Origin of the sequence: Clostridium sp. KLE 1755, from assembly GCF_000466465.2 — a bacterium.
Taxonomy (GTDB): Bacteria; Bacillota; Clostridia; order Lachnospirales; family Lachnospiraceae; genus Eisenbergiella; species Eisenbergiella porci.
The window spans coordinates 42,179-57,699 of the sequence record NZ_KE992746.1 but is presented as its reverse complement, the minus strand read 5'-3'; the positions used below and the strand labels follow the sequence as shown (position 1 = coordinate 57,699).

At 50.6% G+C, this 15,521-nt stretch carries 15 protein-coding genes; 14 read left to right on the top strand and 1 reads right to left on the bottom strand.

The genetic code is table 11. From position 1 onward, the window contains the following. Positions 1–152 precede the first annotated feature (152 nt). Both HMPREF1548_RS21790 and prfH read left to right on the top strand, forming a co-directional pair. Positions 153–1,271 (top strand): RtcB family protein, encoded by a 1,119-nt coding sequence (locus HMPREF1548_RS21790; RefSeq protein WP_198168669.1) that lies wholly within the window; start codon positions 153–155, stop codon positions 1,269–1,271. Continuing rightward, complete coding sequence (gene prfH / locus HMPREF1548_RS21785) at positions 1,268–1,861, top strand: peptide chain release factor H (RefSeq protein ID WP_021638764.1); 594 nt, start codon at positions 1,268–1,270, stop codon at positions 1,859–1,861. Before HMPREF1548_RS21790 ends, prfH begins: the two co-directional genes overlap by 4 nt. Positions 1,862–1,991: 130 nt before the next feature. Here the strand turns inward: prfH and HMPREF1548_RS21780 are convergent, their stop codons facing one another. Then, a complete protein-coding gene (locus tag HMPREF1548_RS21780; protein ID WP_021638763.1) occupies positions 1,992–2,339 on the bottom strand; it encodes a helix-turn-helix domain-containing protein in 348 nt (115 codons plus the stop codon). 177 nt (positions 2,340–2,516) lie between these two features. Here HMPREF1548_RS21780 and HMPREF1548_RS21775 point away from each other — a divergent pair, with 177 nt between their 5' ends. The 12 genes from HMPREF1548_RS21775 to HMPREF1548_RS21720 all read left to right on the top strand — a co-directional run bounded on the left by HMPREF1548_RS21775 (position 2,517) and on the right by HMPREF1548_RS21720 (position 15,500). Beyond that, positions 2,517–3,389 carry a histidinol-phosphatase gene (locus HMPREF1548_RS21775; RefSeq protein ID WP_021638761.1) on the top strand — a complete coding sequence of 291 codons (873 nt, stop codon included), beginning with the start codon at positions 2,517–2,519 and terminating at the stop codon, positions 3,387–3,389. Further along, positions 3,386–4,744 carry a sensor histidine kinase gene (locus HMPREF1548_RS21770; protein ID WP_021638760.1) on the top strand — a complete coding sequence of 453 codons (1,359 nt, stop codon included), beginning with the start codon at positions 3,386–3,388 and terminating at the stop codon, positions 4,742–4,744. The genes HMPREF1548_RS21775 and HMPREF1548_RS21770 overlap by 4 nt, the downstream gene beginning before the upstream one ends. Then, complete coding sequence (locus tag HMPREF1548_RS21765) at positions 4,741–6,213, top strand: response regulator transcription factor (RefSeq protein WP_021638759.1); 1,473 nt, start codon at positions 4,741–4,743, stop codon at positions 6,211–6,213. Before HMPREF1548_RS21770 ends, HMPREF1548_RS21765 begins: the two co-directional genes overlap by 4 nt. A 159-nt stretch (positions 6,214–6,372) precedes the next feature. Then, positions 6,373–8,103 (top strand): extracellular solute-binding protein, encoded by a 1,731-nt coding sequence (locus HMPREF1548_RS21760; protein WP_021638758.1) that lies wholly within the window; start codon positions 6,373–6,375, stop codon positions 8,101–8,103. Positions 8,104–8,118: 15 nt separating this feature from the next. Continuing rightward, on the top strand, positions 8,119–9,036 hold the full coding sequence (locus HMPREF1548_RS21755; RefSeq protein WP_021638757.1) for an ABC transporter permease: 918 nt from the start codon (positions 8,119–8,121) through the stop codon (positions 9,034–9,036). A gap of 10 nt (positions 9,037–9,046) precedes the next feature. Then, positions 9,047–9,931, top strand: coding sequence for a carbohydrate ABC transporter permease (locus HMPREF1548_RS21750; RefSeq protein ID WP_021638756.1), 885 nt, complete (start codon positions 9,047–9,049; stop codon positions 9,929–9,931). Positions 9,932–9,936: 5 nt separating this feature from the next. Then, positions 9,937–10,746: an MBL fold metallo-hydrolase gene (locus HMPREF1548_RS21745; RefSeq protein ID WP_021638755.1), complete on the top strand. Its 810-nt coding sequence runs from the start codon at positions 9,937–9,939 to the stop codon at positions 10,744–10,746. A 407-nt stretch (positions 10,747–11,153) separates the two neighbouring features. Next, positions 11,154–11,882: a phosphotransferase family protein gene (locus HMPREF1548_RS21740; protein WP_035323365.1), complete on the top strand. Its 729-nt coding sequence runs from the start codon at positions 11,154–11,156 to the stop codon at positions 11,880–11,882. Positions 11,883–11,998: 116 nt separating this feature from the next. After that, positions 11,999–12,712, top strand: coding sequence for an acyl-[acyl-carrier-protein] thioesterase (locus tag HMPREF1548_RS21735; RefSeq protein ID WP_021638751.1), 714 nt, complete (start codon positions 11,999–12,001; stop codon positions 12,710–12,712). Positions 12,713–12,720: 8 nt separating this feature from the next. Next, positions 12,721–13,560 carry a CvfB family protein gene (locus HMPREF1548_RS21730; protein WP_035323362.1) on the top strand — a complete coding sequence of 280 codons (840 nt, stop codon included), beginning with the start codon at positions 12,721–12,723 and terminating at the stop codon, positions 13,558–13,560. A 9-nt stretch (positions 13,561–13,569) separates the two neighbouring features. Beyond that, on the top strand, positions 13,570–14,496 hold the full coding sequence (locus tag HMPREF1548_RS21725; RefSeq protein WP_021638749.1) for a type II CAAX endopeptidase family protein: 927 nt from the start codon (positions 13,570–13,572) through the stop codon (positions 14,494–14,496). Positions 14,497–14,822: 326 nt separating this feature from the next. Next, on the top strand, positions 14,823–15,500 hold the full coding sequence (locus tag HMPREF1548_RS21720; RefSeq protein WP_157065725.1) for a WecB/TagA/CpsF family glycosyltransferase: 678 nt from the start codon (positions 14,823–14,825) through the stop codon (positions 15,498–15,500). Positions 15,501–15,521 lie beyond the last annotated feature (21 nt).

The following is a 15,521-nucleotide window of genomic DNA, read 5'->3' as shown; positions in this document are numbered from 1 at the left end:
GCAGCTGCTCTTACTCTTGGCAGGACTGTATAGACGGTTCGTATATAGAAGATTAGACGGTTCATATATAGTAAGGCAATCCGGCACCTCTTGTTGAGGTGCTTTTTTTGCGCCCAAAATCAGAAAACGGAAGTATGGAGACAGAAAAATATATGGAAAAGATAACAGGAAAATATGCGCAGGCGGAGATTTTTGCAGACGATGCGGAGGACTACGCAAAGGCGCAGATCGAGATGATATGCAATAATGAGGTGAGCGACGGCTGCATAGTGAGAATTATGCCGGATGTACATCCCGGTCAGGCAGGGCCGATAGGACTTACCATGACGGTCGGCAGAAGAATCATTCCGCAGCTGCTGGGCATTGACATCGGCTGCGGCATTGTATGTATACAGCTCCGGGAAAAACGGATGGAGCTTCAGAAGCTGGATAAGGTGATACGTGAAAGAATTCCGTCCGGCTTTAAAATAAGGCAGAAGTCCCATCACCGGGCGGAGGTCTTTGAACTGCAGGAGCTTCGCTGCTTTAAGCATGTGAGCCGGGAAAAGGCGGTATTGAGCCTGGGGACGCTGGGCGGTGGCAACCATTTTATTGAAGTTGACAGGGATGAGGAAGGAAATCTCTATGTGGTGCTCCATTCCGGGAGCCGGCACCTGGGAAAGGAAGTGACCGACTATTATGTGAAAGCCGGGGCGGCGCTTTTAAAGGAACGTGGGATAGAAACACCCTATCCTCTTACCTGGCTGGAGGGTGAGCTTATGGAGGATTACCTGCATGACCTGCTTACGGTACAGCGTTACGCGCAGCTGAACAGGGAGATTATGGCGGAGGAAATTATGAAGGGAATGAAGCTGAAGGCTCAGGAAGCCCGTTCCTCCGTCCACAATTATTTTAATGCTTCGGAGGGAATGCGTATTCTGAGAAAAGGGGCTATCTCCGCGCGAAGGGGCGAACAGATAGTCATACCTGTCAATATGAGGGACGGCATAATCCTGGGAACCGGGAAAGGAAATCCAGAGTGGAATTTTTCAGCGCCTCATGGCTCGGGAAGAAAAATCCGCCGGGACGAGGTAAAAGAGAGGTATACGGTTGCGGCCTACCGGAAGGAGATGAAAGGGATTTACAGCAGCTGCATTGCGGCGGACACCCTGGATGAAGCGCCCTTTGCATACCGTTCCATAGAGGATATCCGGGAAAAAATTCGGGATACGGCAGAAATAGAGAAGATACTGAAGCCGGTATATAATTTTAAGGCAGGTGATAAAAGATGATATTTCAGATAAGCGCGGGTCAGGGGCCGGAGGAATGTGAGCTGGCGGCGGGCAGGATTTTTGAAGCGCTGCAGAAGGAATTTCCTCAGATAGTAAAAATATCCGGAAAGAAGGGGAAAGGGAAGGGCTGCTATGAGTCCATTACCTTTAGCGCGGACAGCTCCCTGGCTTTTCTGGAGGGGACGGTGCAATGGATTTGCCAGAGCCCTTTCCGGCCCGGCCATAAAAGGAAGAACTGGTTTATCGATATCAGCATAATTCCCGAACGAAAGGACATCCGGGAAGACGGGGACTATCGTATTGAAAAATTCCACTGCGGCGGAAATGGCGGGCAAAATGTAAATAAGGTGGAAACCGGCATAAGAATAGTTCATATTCCTACTGGGATTACGGCAGTTTCCACGGAAGAAAGGAGCCAGTACCGGAATAAGCAGCGGGCAATGGAGAAAATAGACGCCAGGCTGGCGGATTTGAAGCGGCAAAGGGCGGCAGAGCAGAAAAACCAGGCCTGGAGGGAGCACAGCCGGATAGTCAGGGGAAATCCGGTGAGGGTGTATACAGGAATGGAATTTTCGTTAATGGAGAAATAATTTCCGGCCTATAGGTAGAAGCAGTTAACCCGGTGGACTAAATCCACCGGGCTTTTTTGAAAAATTTTTATCTGTCACACAGATTACATGATTCCTGTGTGTTTCATTATTATCCTGTTTTTTATAAATTCTATTTCAGGTAAGGCAGGATTTCCTTAATGAATTTTTCCAGCACCAGCATCTGTTTTTCCGACAGGGTGTCCATCAGAGGCAGCAGCCGTTCCAGCTTCCGGGCCGGGGATTCCTTTCCGGAATTTTCAACCGGTGTGATGTCCACAATGTCCTCCACGTTCACATGCAGGACAGAACAGATTTTCACAATCTTTTCCAGGGAGAAATTCCGTTCTCCCCGCTCCAGCTGGGCGTAGTACTGGGGATCCATTTCCAGGGCCGCAGCCAGCTTTTCCTGGGTCATATTGTTGAGCTTTCTGTATTTTTTTATGTTTTCATGAACCTGTATCATTACTTTTTCATTCATAAAATGCACCTCCTTATATAAAAAGCATAGAGTGTATTCCTGTAATTAGTAAGATAAGATATGCCATATATACCCTTGCAAAAATATATAGTTATGATATGATGTACAATGAAAAATGATTTAAGGTATTTTGCGGCAAAACAGTAGTGAGATGGAGAGGAAAAGGGGGAAAATGATGTGGAAAAATTTGATGGTTCGGGCAATTATCCCGAAAAGCATCTGGCAGACTGGCCGGAAAATTATCCGGTAAATTACCATACACACACCGCATATTGCAGGCATGCGGGCGGCACGGCGGAGGATTATGCGCAGGAAGCCTTCAGAAAGGGGCTGGAAACGCTGGGTTTTTCCGACCATCTGCCGTTTCCGGGAAATCCCTTCGGCTACCGTATGCCCTATGAGGAGATAGGGGAGTATATTACAGATGTTCACAGGGAAAAAGAGCGGTATAAGGAACGGATGGAAATTCTCTGCGGCTTTGAAGGGGAGTATATCCGGGGGAAAGAGAATTTTTATGAAGAACTGCTCACTGCCGGAGGCTGTGATTATCTGCTGATGGGCCAGCATATGTATCTGGACCGGTTGGGGCAGCTGTGCTATGCAGGGGGACTGTCGGGCACAGAGCAATATCCGGATTATGCAGAAAGCCTGGCGGAGGGGATGAAAACCGGATATTTCTGCTGTGTTGCCCATCCGGATTATATGTTCATCAATCCCTTTGCCTGGGATGGCAACTGTGAGCGCGCCTGCGACATAATAATAGATGCGGCGGTAAAGGAAGGCTGTTTGCTGGAGTACAATGCCAATGGCTACCGTAGGGGAGTGGATGAATTTGAGGATGGCCTGCGTCTGCAGTATCCACACCGGAGATTCTGGGAACGGGCGGCAGGGGCCGGCGTTCCCGTACTCATCGGTTCCGACTGCCATTCTCCTGAAAAGCTATATGATGAATTTATGGATCTGGCCTGGCTGGATGCGAAGGCGCTGAAGCTGAATATTGTGACAGGCTGGGGAAGGAAACAGGACGGTCAAAATGGGGAAAGGATATGAAATGGAGGAAGGGGTGGGAACGGCAAACGGAATGGTGGAAAAAGCAGGGGCTTAAGAATAAGATTCTGCTCATCTGCATTCCGGGAGCAATTTTTTCCAGTGTAATCATCATGGTTCTGGCGTCATTTATTTTTCGGGAATATGAAAAAAACATGTACAACATTACCGTACAGAACCTGAATATGATCATCCGGCATATAGAAATGGAGCTGCAGGAGGCGGATGATACCAGCGTGGAAATTATAACGGACGCTACGGTGCAGTCCGCACTTTCACCGGGGAAGCCAAACGTGCGCAGCTGGGAGGTGAGCATGGACTATATCCGGCAGCTGCGCGCCCTGTACGAGGTGCTCCAGGATCAGCTGCGGATTAGCCGGAATATTGTGTCCATTTCCATTTTTGTGGATGATGAGTGGTACTATGTGGGAAGCAGCAGACGTTCCTACGACAGGAGCAGGCTGGAGGAAATGCGGAAAAGCCTGGCGGAAATCAGCAGCGAAATTACCTGGTATGTGAAAGGGTATCCTGCAAATCGGATTTACGGATTAAGGAGTGTCAGAGATTTGCGTTATCATACCTTTGAGGATCTGGCGCTGCTTGTCATTGAATATGATCTGGAAGGGAGCATTGAAGGGCTCCTGAAAAACAACAGCAATGTAAGATATTCGCCGGGTCTGGCGGTAATGGACGGGGAAAAGTTGCTGTATTCCGATATTGCCGCGCTGCCCTCACGGGAGCTTGTGCAGCGAGGGAACAGGGATTACAGGAGCGTTACGTTAAATGGGAAAAAATACTTTGCCTCCTGGCTTGACGGGACGGATTATGGCTGGAGTTATGTGTTCCTCATTTTATATGATGATTTGTTCGGCATGATGCGTTTCCTGAAAGTTGTGTTCTGGGGTGTGGTGGCGGCGGTGGTGGGACTGTCGGTTTTCTATTGTGAAAAGCTGACAGGACTGATTACGAGGCGTTTTACTTACTTAACCGGGCGCATGAAGAGCGTGCAGGAAGGGGATTTCAGGGCTGAGTCCAGACGCGGGAAGGGACAGCAGGATGAACTGGAGCAGGTTTGTGACCGGTTTGAGGATATGGTCGGCCATGTGGACCGGCTGATCCAGGACAATTATGTGAAGCAGATGCTCATCCGTGAAAACCAGCTGAAGGTGCTGCAAAATCAGATCAATCCCCATTTCCTGTTCAATACCCTGCAGACAATTAACTGGAAGGCCAGGGAAAATCATCAGGAGACGATTTCGCAGATTACGGAGGCGCTGGGAAGGCTGCTGAGATATACTCTCCGGGAAAACAATGAGCCGGCGCTGCTTTCTGCCTCTGATATTTGGGGGAAGTTATGAAAAAGGTTATTTTAGTGGATGACGAAAAGCTGGTGGCTGAGGCAATCAGACGGCAGGTGGACTGGGAGTCCTGCGGCGCCGTGCTCTGCCGTGTCTGTCTGAATGCCTTTGAGGCGCTGAAGGCCGTGGAGGAGGTGCGGCCGGATATTATTATCACGGATATTAAAATGCCGGTTATGGACGGGCTGGAGCTGGTTCGCAGGGTGCGGGAGTCTGATCCGTACCCGGAATTTATTATTCTGTCCGGCTATGGGGAGTTTGAACTGGCAAAGCAGGCGATGAAGGAAGGCGTAAAGCAGTTTCTGCTCAAGCCCTGCAGTGAGGAGGATATCCGACGCGCCATACAAAGCGCACTGCGGGAGCTGGAAATAAAAAATGCCAATCTGGAAACCGCCGTGCACAAGGAGGGGATCCGTACGGCGCTGCTTCGGCAGACCATACTGACCTGCCTTCAGGAGGATTTCACCTCTTTTTTCCGGGATGCGGATTTTCCCATGCTGATGGAACGGGATATCCTGTTGTGGGCGGGTTTTTCCCAGGTGCCCCTGCCTGCTGTGGGAAGAGGGCTGATGGATATTTTCCAGGGCTGCGCCGCCGGGCGGCTCAGCTTTATTCCTGTGGCTGTGCGCATAGGACAGGCGGTCGGCGGCTTTTATGTCCTGCAGCGGGAAGGAGGGAAAAACGGGCCGGGAAGAGAGAATGAAAAAGAAATGGGAAGCCGCATGGGGGGAGATGTAAGAAACAAAGAAGGAAGAATCGCAGAGGGCGGAATAGCAGGAGGCAGAAGCGGGATGGGGGCGTATGCCGGAAACGGCACAGAAGATACCGGCAGCCATACCGGCGGAGCGGCTGTACCTTCAGGACTGATGGAGGAACTGAAGGAAACGTTGGCGGAATACATTACCCGCACGCTGGGCATCCATCCGGAAAAAAGAATCTGCTGTCCGGTAAATCTGAGAGGGCTGATGGGATTTATGGAAAGGGAATACGGGGTTTATGACGGTTTTTATTATACGCTGGGACGGAACTGGTTCCGGCGGGAGAAAATGGGCCTGCATTCCCGGCCGGAAAAGGAATTTCCTGAAGCCGCCTGCCTCCCTGCAGATACGGATACGCTGCAGGAAGAGGAATACAGGGATTTTACGGATATTATCATTGAGTATGTCCGTACCCATTATGCGGAGGAGGGGCTGAATCTGAAATGGATTGCAGGACAGCTGGTGTTTCTGAATGAAGATTATGTGAGCAAGCGTTTCGCCCAGAGGACAGGTTGTAAATTTACAGCTTATCTGAACCGTACCCGGGTGGAAGCGGCAAAGCAGCTGCTGGAATCAACCGCGGCAGGCAGCGAAAGCGCGGCGGCCGCGGTGGGTTACGGGAATAATCCCAAGTATTTTACAAAGGTATTTAAGAAGTATACGGGGTACACGCCGACAGAGTATAAGCAGCTGTACGGCAGGAGGGTATAGCAAGGGATGCTCCGGAGTCAAAAGAAAAACAACAGATATGGAGTAAACGGACAGCTGTGAAAGATACCGGAAATTTACTCTGGCATGCCGGTTTTGGCAGTTCAGGAGGGAACAGTATTCAGGCTATAATGAGGCCAGAAAATACAAGGAGGTATCGTTATGAAGAACAAAGCTGTAAACCGTCTGATTGCCCTGGGAACCACCTTTACAATCCTGTTGTGCGGGTGTGGCGGCACAGAAAAGCCTGCTGTGGGGAGCGCCCCGGACAGGGAAACACAGACTGCCGCCTCACAGAGCGCCGCAGCCGGGGAAAATGCCGCAACCGGGGAAACCCCTGCAGCCGGAGAAAATGCGAATGAGGATATGATTACCTTTACTTTTTCAAAATCCTCTTATCCGAGCGTCACCCTGCCGGAGGGACAGACACCGGATGACAATGTGGTGCTGGACTATATTCGGGACAACTATCAGGTGGATATGAAATTGGCCTGGCAGGCGGAAGGCTCTGAGTACAACAACAAGCTGTCTTTAAATATTGCATCCGGAAATCTGCCCGATATTTTTTACTGCAATGATTACCGTACCTTTCTCCAGCTGGCGCAGAACGGGCTGCTGGCAGATCTGACAGATATCTATGAGGAGAACATTTCCGACACCATCAAAGGAATTGACGCTTCCTACGGCGGCCGTAACCTGGAGCCGGTTACCATAGACGGACGCCTGATGGCGATTCCTGCCGGCAACCTGGACGGGCAGCAGGATGTGCTGTGGCTGCGTAAGGACTGGCTGGACAATCTGGGACTGGAAGTGCCCAAAACCATGGAGGACCTGGAAAAGGTGCTCACCGCCTTTGTGGAAGAGGATCCGGACGGCAACGGCGTTGATGATACCACCGGCCTTACCGTGGACGCCACCAAACCGGTTGCCAGATACAATCATGCCTTCGGCCTGGAACCCATTTTTTATGCCTTCGGTGTTTATCCGAATTACTGGATGGAGGATGAAAACGGGGAAATTTATTATGGCTCTACCGATGAACGGATGAAGGAGGTTCTTACGCTGCTTCAGGACTGGTATAAAAAGGGGCTGATCGACAGGCAGTTTGCCACCCGGATCGGCAGCGGGGAGACGGAGGCCGTATTCACCTCCGGCCAGAGCGGCGCATACTTCGGCGCGGTCCATGCCAACTATACGGATGCATTTACCAATAACCCGGACATTGAGCTGGTGGCTGTGGCCGCTCCTCTGGATGGCAGCGGAAAATACAATTATGTCCTTCCCGAACCTACTTCATCCATGCTCTGTATCAGCTCCAAATGTGCGGATCCGGCCAGGGCTGTAAAAATAATCGGTATCGGTAACGATCTGTACCGCGGCTTTGATGAAAAAGCAAATGAAATCTTCAATGCTGCAGGAATCGCATCCTCCAGCAACGGACGCCGCGCCGTGTTCCCTCAGGGCTCCGTTACCTATGATTATTTTGATATTATTGAGAAGCTGGGTAAGGCGGTTAAAGAAAATATTGAAACGGGAAGCTATACGGAGTACGAGGGCATGACCCAGTATGATAAGGATCAGGTGGTGCTCGCCACACAGTATGCGGACGGTTCCGATAAAACCGAGCTTTCCTTCAAGTCCTATTACTACCGCTATGTGGGAAGCAACCTTCTTTCCGGTAGTGAAATGAACTCTCATGAGGCGGCGTATTACTATACCACGGATTCCAGCGCATCCCTGCAGGCAGAGCTGGATACCCTGGAGCAGGAAATGTATCTGAGCATCATCATCGGTGAAAAGAGCGTGGATTATTTCGATGATTTTGTGACCCAGTGGAAGAATATCGGCGGCGATACGCTGCTTGAGGAAGTCAAACAGGTTCTGGGCAGATAAAACGGGGGTAGAATCATGGCAAAAGTTAAAAAAAACGGAGCGGCGCATACAAGCCGCTCCCAGCTCCCCTATCATCTCATGCTTGCGCCGGGCATGCTGTTCCTCCTTCTGTTCCATATTGTCCCCATGGGCGGTCTTATTATGGCTTTTCAGAACTATGTGCCTATTAAAGGGCTTCTTGGCTCCGATTTTGTGGGACTGAAAAATTTCCAGCGTCTGTTCCGGCTGCCCACCTTCTGGAATGTGCTGAAAAATACGGTGGTCATTTCTGTCTCCAAGCTTGTTCTGGTGACGCTGGCAGCCATTGTGTTCGCACTGCTTTTAAATGAATGCCGGAACCTGAAATTTAAGAGGATTATTCAGACGACCGTTTACCTGCCCCACTTTTTATCGTGGGTAATCCTGGCGGTCATGTTCAGTAACCTTTTTTCCTATACCGGGATTATCAACCAGCTGGCGGGGCTGTTCGGCAGGGAGCCGGAAATGTTCATGATCAGCAATCAATGGTTCCGCAAAATCCTTATCGGCGGAGAGGTGTGGAAGGAGTTCGGCTACAGCGCCATCGTTTATGTGGCGGCAATGACTAACATCGATCCCACCCTTTATGAAGCCGCCGGCATGGACGGCGCGAACCGCCTGAAAAAGATACTGTACATCACCCTGCCCGGCATCGTACCTACCATTGTGCTCATGACCACTTTGAATATGGGGAAAATCCTCAGCGGCGGTTTTGATCAGGTATTCAACCTCTATTCGCCCCTTGTTTATCAGACCGGCGACATCATTGACACCTATGTTTACCGTATGGGCCTGGTGGATCTGCAGTACAGCAACGGAACCGCGGTGGGCCTGTTCAAATCCCTGATAAGCTTTGTCCTGCTGGTGGTGTCCTATAAGCTGGCGGATAAATTTGTGGGTTATCGTGTGTTTTAGGAGGCGAGGTATGAAGAAAAAGAAACTTAAGTTTTCCGATGTCCTGATTTATTTTTTCCTGCTTTTCTGCGGGATCATCTGCCTCGTCCCCATACTGAACACCATTGCCATTTCCTTCAGTGACAGGACGAGCGCGGCGATGGGGCTGGTGAAGCTGTGGCCTGTGAATTTCACGCTTGCCTCCTATCAGAACATGCTGGAGGAAACCCAGTTCTGGACCTCCTTCGGCGTATCGCTGGAACGGGTGCTCATCGGCGTAGCCCTGAATATGGTGCTTTCCATACTTATGGCCTATCCTCTGTCCAAGGCGCCGTCCCAGTTTCGGAGTAAAAAAATCTATATGTGGATCGTGGTATTTACCATGCTTTTCAGCGGAGGCCTGGTTCCCACCTTTATGGTCATCAATAAGCTGCACATGATGGATACCTTCTGGGCGCTGGTGCTCCCGGGCGCGGTGCCGGTATTCAATGTTATTATTCTGATGAATTTTTTCAAGGCCATTCCGCAATCCCTGGAGGAATCCGCTTATGTGGACGGGGCCGGCCCCTGGGTGGTGCTGGGGAAAATATTCCTGCCCCTGTCCAAGGCGCCCCTGGCTACCATCGGGCTGTTTGCCGTGGTTAGCCACTGGAATTCCTACTTTGACGGAAAAATTTACATCAATTCCATGAACAGGCTGCCTCTGCAGACCTATATCCAGTCCCTGTCCTCCTCACTGAATACAGATATGATGGCATCCATGACGGCCGAGGAGGTACAGGAAATGCTTGCCGTTTCCAGCCTGACCTTCAATTCCGCCAAGGTTATCGTATCCATGGTGCCGATTCTGCTTCTTTATCCGTTCCTGCAGCGTTATTTCGTTACAGGCATGGTGGTGGGAGCCGTAAAGGAGTGAGTAAAATGAATGAGGAAAAACAGCCTTCCGCCAAAATCCATATCCTGGGAAGCTGCTCCGGTACCGAGCCTTTTCCCGGCCGCCACCATACCAGCCTGGCTATAGAACTTCCTGACAGCCTCTTCTTTTTAGATGCGGGGGAGACCTGTTCTTATACCGCCCATCTCATGGGCCTTGATCTGCTCAAAACAAGGGCTGTGTTTATTTCCCACTGCCATATGGATCATATCGGCGGCCTGCCCAATCTTCTTTGGACGATACGTAAGCTTTCCGTTGTAAAGCAAAAGCTGCCGGTTTCCCCTGTCATCCATACCTACCTGCCCTGTCTGGATTCCTATGAAGGGATGATGGCGCTTCTTAACAATACGGAAGACGGCTTTTGCTGCGGCTATGGCCATCAGGCTCATGCTGTCAGAGACGGACTGCTGTGGAGCGGGGAGGAGGAGGCATTTACGTTAGAGGCCGTCCACAACCATCATCTGCCTTATGCGCCGCCTGCGCCGTACCTTTCCTTTTCCTTCCGCATCGGGCTTGCCGGGAAAAGTATTTTTTATTCCGGGGATACCAGCCTTGAGGATCTTGCGGATACCGTCCCGGATTACTGTGACCTTATGTTCATGGAAACCGGCCACCATCAGATCCCGCAGGTGTGCCGTTTCCTGAAGGCTGCAGGAAAAAATATCCGTACGCTTGTATTTATTCATCATGGACTGCGGGTTCTTGGAGATCCGGGAAGAGCGGAGGAGGAGCTGCGCCGGTATTGGGGAACGGACGGAGCGATCGCTTATGATGGTATGACAATTTCTTTGCAGTGAGTAAGATAAGCGTATATCGGAACTTCAGGCTTTGAAGGGAAATGGGTAAAAAGCAGGTATTCCGGTTGAAAAGACTGATTCTGTATACAAAAAACGGCGGTTATTCCGCTGTTTTTTGCTGTGTAAATGATATTTGCCGGTCCGGAGGAGGATTTTATTGGATTATTATATTGCTAATAAATTATTTTTTGTTATGATGTATAATAACCAACTGACAAATACTCCGGCGTTCGGCCTTTGGCTGGTATAAACAGATTGGTTCTTAACGATCCTGGCCGCCGTCTGGGCAAAGGACGGCTATTCCGGGCCTGCGGAATATGATATCCGCCGACTTGTTTAATCAAAGAGTTTCCTGTTATCACCCGGTTTACATGCCATTGTCACCCGGTTTACATAAGGAGGAGCAAATGAAGCTGATAGGAAGAGGCGCAACTGCGGAGGTCTTTGACTGCGGTGATGGTACGGTGTGCAAGCTGTTTATACCGGGCTGCCCTGTGGATGCGGTAAAAAGGGAATATGACAATGCCTGCCTGATGGAAGAAATGCGGCTCCCTGTGCCGAAGGCACATAAATTAGCCATGCTGGACAGCAGGGTAGGAATTATCTATGAAAAGATCTGCGGCGAATCCGCGCTGGATAAATTAGCAGCAGGGGAAAGCGTTGACGGCCTGATGGAAAGGTTTGCGCTTCTGCATAAGCGGATAATAAGCTGCCGGACCAGGCAGGGGATGTCCTATAAGCAGTTCCTGCTTTCCTGCATTGGGAGAAAAACACCGGATAAAGAGGCGCTGTACGAAAGGAGCGAAGGTCTGCCAGATGCCGATTATCTTTGCCATGGCGATTACCATCCGGGAAATGTCCTGGTGGGCGGCGACGGCTCCTGGAGGGTCATCGATTTTATGAATGTTTGTTACGGCCCCCGGGAATATGACGCCGCAAGAACCTTTTTCCTGCTGGCGCAGGGAGATTTGCCTCAGGAGGTACAAAGTACGGAGGAATCCTTTTCCATCCGCCGAAGGCTGGCTGCTCTTTATCTGGAGAAAATGCAGCTGGATTATCAGGAGATAGAAGGTTATCTTTGTATAATCAGGGAATGCCGGAAATATGAGACTCCCCCTGCCCGTAAAGAGGTTTAACTTCATTTCCCCAGAACAACAGACATTGAATCTCGCGGCATCCTGAGTTATAATAAAATTTCAGACCGGAAAACCGGATAGCCGCATACAGCGGTTTCCGGAGGAGGAAGATTTAAGTGTATACATTTCAAAGCAAAGTCAGATACAGCGAGCTGGACCCGGAGCGGAAGCTGAGCATAGCGTCTATTGTAGATTATTTTCAGGACTGCTCCACGTTCCATTCGGAGCAGCTTGGCGTGGGAATTGATTATCTGGAGGAACGCAGTCTTGTGTGGGTGATGTCCTACTGGCAGATTGTGATAGACAGATACCCGAAATTATGTGACAATATAACCATTGGCACATATCCCTATGAATTCAGAGGCTTCATGGGCTTTCGTAACTTTTTTATGGAGGACGATAAAGGGGAGCGCATTATCAGGGCAAACTCTATCTGGAGCCTGATGGATCTGAAGGCCGGGCGCCCTGCGCGTCCCACGGAGGAAATGGTGAAGGCCTATGTGCCGGAGCCAAAGCTTCCCATGGATTATGAGCCGCGCAAGATAAGCCTGGAGGGAGAGGGCAGGAAAATGCCCTCCTTTACGGTAGGAAAACAGCATCTGGACAGTAATCATCATGTAAATAACGGGCAGTATATTTATATGGCCCAGGACTATCTGCCGGAAGGGTTTTCCATCGGGCAGATGCGTGCGGAATACAGAAAATCCGCGCTGCTCCATGACTGTATTGTGCCTGAGGTGTTTGAACAGGAGGATACGCTGAAGGTATCCCTGTGTGACGGGGCAGGACAGCCCTATGCGGTTGTGGAGTTCAGAAAACAGAAGCAGTGAGGAAAATTATGCAGATTGAATTAGGAAAAATGCAGGAGCTGACGGTTGTAAAAAAGGTGGATTTCGGTGTTTACCTGGCTCCGGAGGACAACAGGGAGGACAAGGTCCTGCTTCCCGGGAAACAGGTGCCGGAGGGCTGCGGGTTGGGGGACCGGATTACCGTATTTGTATACAGGGATTCCAGGGACCGCCTGATTTCCACAACCACAAAGCCTAGCCTTTGCCTTGGCGAGGTGGCGGTGCTGACCGTGGCTCAGACGGGAAAGCTGGGCGCTTTTCTGGACTGGGGCCTGGAAAAGGACCTTTTTCTGCCGTTCAAGGAACAGACGAGACGCGTCCAGGAAGGGGAAAGCTTTCCTGCGGCGCTGTATGTGGATAAGAGCGGCCGTCTGTGCGCAACCATGAAAATTTATCATTATCTGAAAACGGACAGTCCATACCATAAGGATGACCGTGTGAGCGGCCATCTCTATGAAATCAGCCGTCAGTTCGGTGCGTTTGTCGCGGTGGATAATCAGTATTCCGCCCTGATCCCCCCCAGGGAAATGTACGGGGAATTAAAGGTGGGAGATACGGTGGAGGCCAGGGTTATCGCTGTACATGAGGACGGAAAGCTGGATCTGAGCGTGCGCGATAAAGCCTATCTCATCATAGAAACGGATGCGGATAAGGTCATGAGGCTGATTGAAAGCTTTGACGGCGTGCTTCCCTTCAACGACAAGGCTTCGCCGGAGGTCATTAAAAGAGAGACCAATATGAGCAAGAATGAATTCAAAAGAGCGGTGGGCCATCTGCTGAAAAACGGCCGCATTGAGATTACGGAAAAATCCATCAGAAAGATAAAATAGGAGCAGGGCATGAATTACAAGAAAGTAAACTGGTATTTCCTGGGTGTGATAATGCTGCATCTGGCGGTGGTCGGGGTTCTGATAGCGCTGCAGAATGTGTATCAGATGGGGATGGCCGTCAATCTCCTGGTAAGCGAGCTGATACTGGCGGTACCCGCGGTGATTGCCCTGCTTGCTTCCAAAGAAAAACCGAACCGGGTGCTGGGATTTCATAAGCTGAAAATATCTTCAGTGCTGATGATTATCCTCTATACCTTTCTGATGCAGCCGCTGACGACGCTTTTAAATGCGATCAGCATGCTTTTTGTGGACAATGCCGTCACTTCCATCAGCAGTGAGGTGATGAACCTTCCCTTCTGGCTGACCTTTTTCATGATGGCGCTGTTCGGGCCGTTCTGTGAAGAGTTCTGTTTCCGAGGCGTAGTATACAGAGGTTATCTGAAAAGCGGGAACGTAACGGGAGCGGTCCTTCTGTCTTCCCTGCTTTTCGGGCTGATGCATATGAATTTTAACCAGGCGCCCTACGCGTTTGCCCTGGGCGTTGCCATGGCCGTGCTTGTTGAAGCTACGGGAAGCCTGTGGTCCTCCGTTCTGATGCATGTGATATTCAATGCCCAGTCGGTGCTGCTGATGTATTTTTACCAGCATTTTATGCCTGAGGTATGGCTGCAGCAGACGCAGGCGGCGGTTACCGCCGAGGATATGCTTCCGTTAATCGGCATATACCTGGTTATTGCCGTAGTATGTACGGCGCTGGCAGCCTGCGTGCTCGTATGGCTGTGCAGGAACCAGGGACGGGATGAATATGCGGCGTGGCTTTTGCAGGAGCGGAAAAGCGGAAAGAAAAAGGGCAGGCTGGTCAGCGTGCCGCTGGTAATAGGTATTGTGGTCTGCCTGGCCTACATGCTGCTGAACGTTTTTCTCAGCCGGGGGTAAGCTGTAACGAATCCTGTACCTGTTCAGTCCCTTTACGGGTACTGAGTTTTTCTATAAAACGCCCGCATAAGACAGGCGCGTTGCGCGCCTGGATATTATCTGTTATAATAGGGCGTAGGTTATGTGCGGACCGAAAGGCCGCCTGCCGGACAGCTGTTGCAGGACGGCCGTGCCGGCGGAACGATAATGGCTGGGGGGTCTGTGCGCAGAAGGTGCCGGTCTTATTCCTGTGGGCTTTTTTGGGGAAGCCGACGAAGGAAGCAGATATACTGCAGGTGTTGCAGAATATCATGTCGGGGACAGGCATTTTTTGTCAGGGTGAAGGTATGCAGAAATATACGATATTAGGAATTAAATTATATGATTACGGGGCGCGCGAAGCGCTGCGCAATACAGACAGCTTCCTGCACAACGGGGCGCTTAATACGATTGCGTATATTTCCAGTTCCAACCTGGCGCAGGCATCCAAGGATGAACAGCTGAGGGAGTGCCTGGAAGCTGTTGATATGACGATTTGTACGGAACCGGATGTGCTTGAGGCAGCAGGGATAGCCGGAAGGAACAGAATCCGCGAGATTGACGAAAAGGTTTATCTGCGGGAGCTTCTGAAGAAATTCGGAAGGAACCGCAACAGTGTGTATCTTCTGGCGGATACCCATGACAATCTGGAGGTGCTTGGGGAAATCATTTCCGAATATCAGGATAATCTCCTGATCCGGGGCTGCGGCGCCTATGAAGATTTTGGAAACCAGCCGGAAAGACTTGTTAATGCACTTAACGACCTGGCGCCGGATGTGGTGATATCCAGAATGCCGTGGCCGGAGGATCTTTATCTGATGCATGACTATGCACATTTTGTTAATGCGGAGCTGTGGGTTTCCCTCCCCTTTGGAGCGGTGACCTGGGTGCAGAATCCCTCCCTGTTCGCGCGGCTGAAGCGCAAGCTGGTATACCGGGCTTTTGCACATAATGTGAATGAATACAATAAGAAAAGGGACGGGTGAATGAGCCTGTCTTTTTTTGTT

Bases quoted from the DNA above. Each gene is read 5' to 3' on its own strand.
- prfH (WP_021638764.1), top strand. From the start codon at position 1,268: ATGATATTTCAGATAAGCGCGGGTCAGGGGCCGGAGGAATGTGAGCTG.
- HMPREF1548_RS21790 (WP_198168669.1), top strand. From the start codon at position 153: ATGGAAAAGATAACAGGAAAATATGCGCAGGCGGAGATTTTTGCAGAC.
- HMPREF1548_RS21755 (WP_021638757.1), top strand. From the start codon at position 8,119: ATGGCAAAAGTTAAAAAAAACGGAGCGGCGCATACAAGCCGCTCCCAG.
- HMPREF1548_RS21720 (WP_157065725.1), top strand. From the start codon at position 14,823: ATGCAGAAATATACGATATTAGGAATTAAATTATATGATTACGGGGCG.
- HMPREF1548_RS21765 (WP_021638759.1), top strand. From the start codon at position 4,741: ATGAAAAAGGTTATTTTAGTGGATGACGAAAAGCTGGTGGCTGAGGCA.
- HMPREF1548_RS21780 (WP_021638763.1), bottom strand. From the start codon at position 2,339: ATGAATGAAAAAGTAATGATACAGGTTCATGAAAACATAAAAAAATAC.
- HMPREF1548_RS21745 (WP_021638755.1), top strand. From the start codon at position 9,937: ATGAATGAGGAAAAACAGCCTTCCGCCAAAATCCATATCCTGGGAAGC.
- HMPREF1548_RS21770 (WP_021638760.1), top strand. From the start codon at position 3,386: ATGAAATGGAGGAAGGGGTGGGAACGGCAAACGGAATGGTGGAAAAAG.
- HMPREF1548_RS21740 (WP_035323365.1), top strand. From the start codon at position 11,154: ATGAAGCTGATAGGAAGAGGCGCAACTGCGGAGGTCTTTGACTGCGGT.
- HMPREF1548_RS21750 (WP_021638756.1), top strand. From the start codon at position 9,047: ATGAAGAAAAAGAAACTTAAGTTTTCCGATGTCCTGATTTATTTTTTC.
- HMPREF1548_RS21760 (WP_021638758.1), top strand. From the start codon at position 6,373: ATGAAGAACAAAGCTGTAAACCGTCTGATTGCCCTGGGAACCACCTTT.
- HMPREF1548_RS21725 (WP_021638749.1), top strand. From the start codon at position 13,570: ATGAATTACAAGAAAGTAAACTGGTATTTCCTGGGTGTGATAATGCTG.
- HMPREF1548_RS21730 (WP_035323362.1), top strand. From the start codon at position 12,721: ATGCAGATTGAATTAGGAAAAATGCAGGAGCTGACGGTTGTAAAAAAG.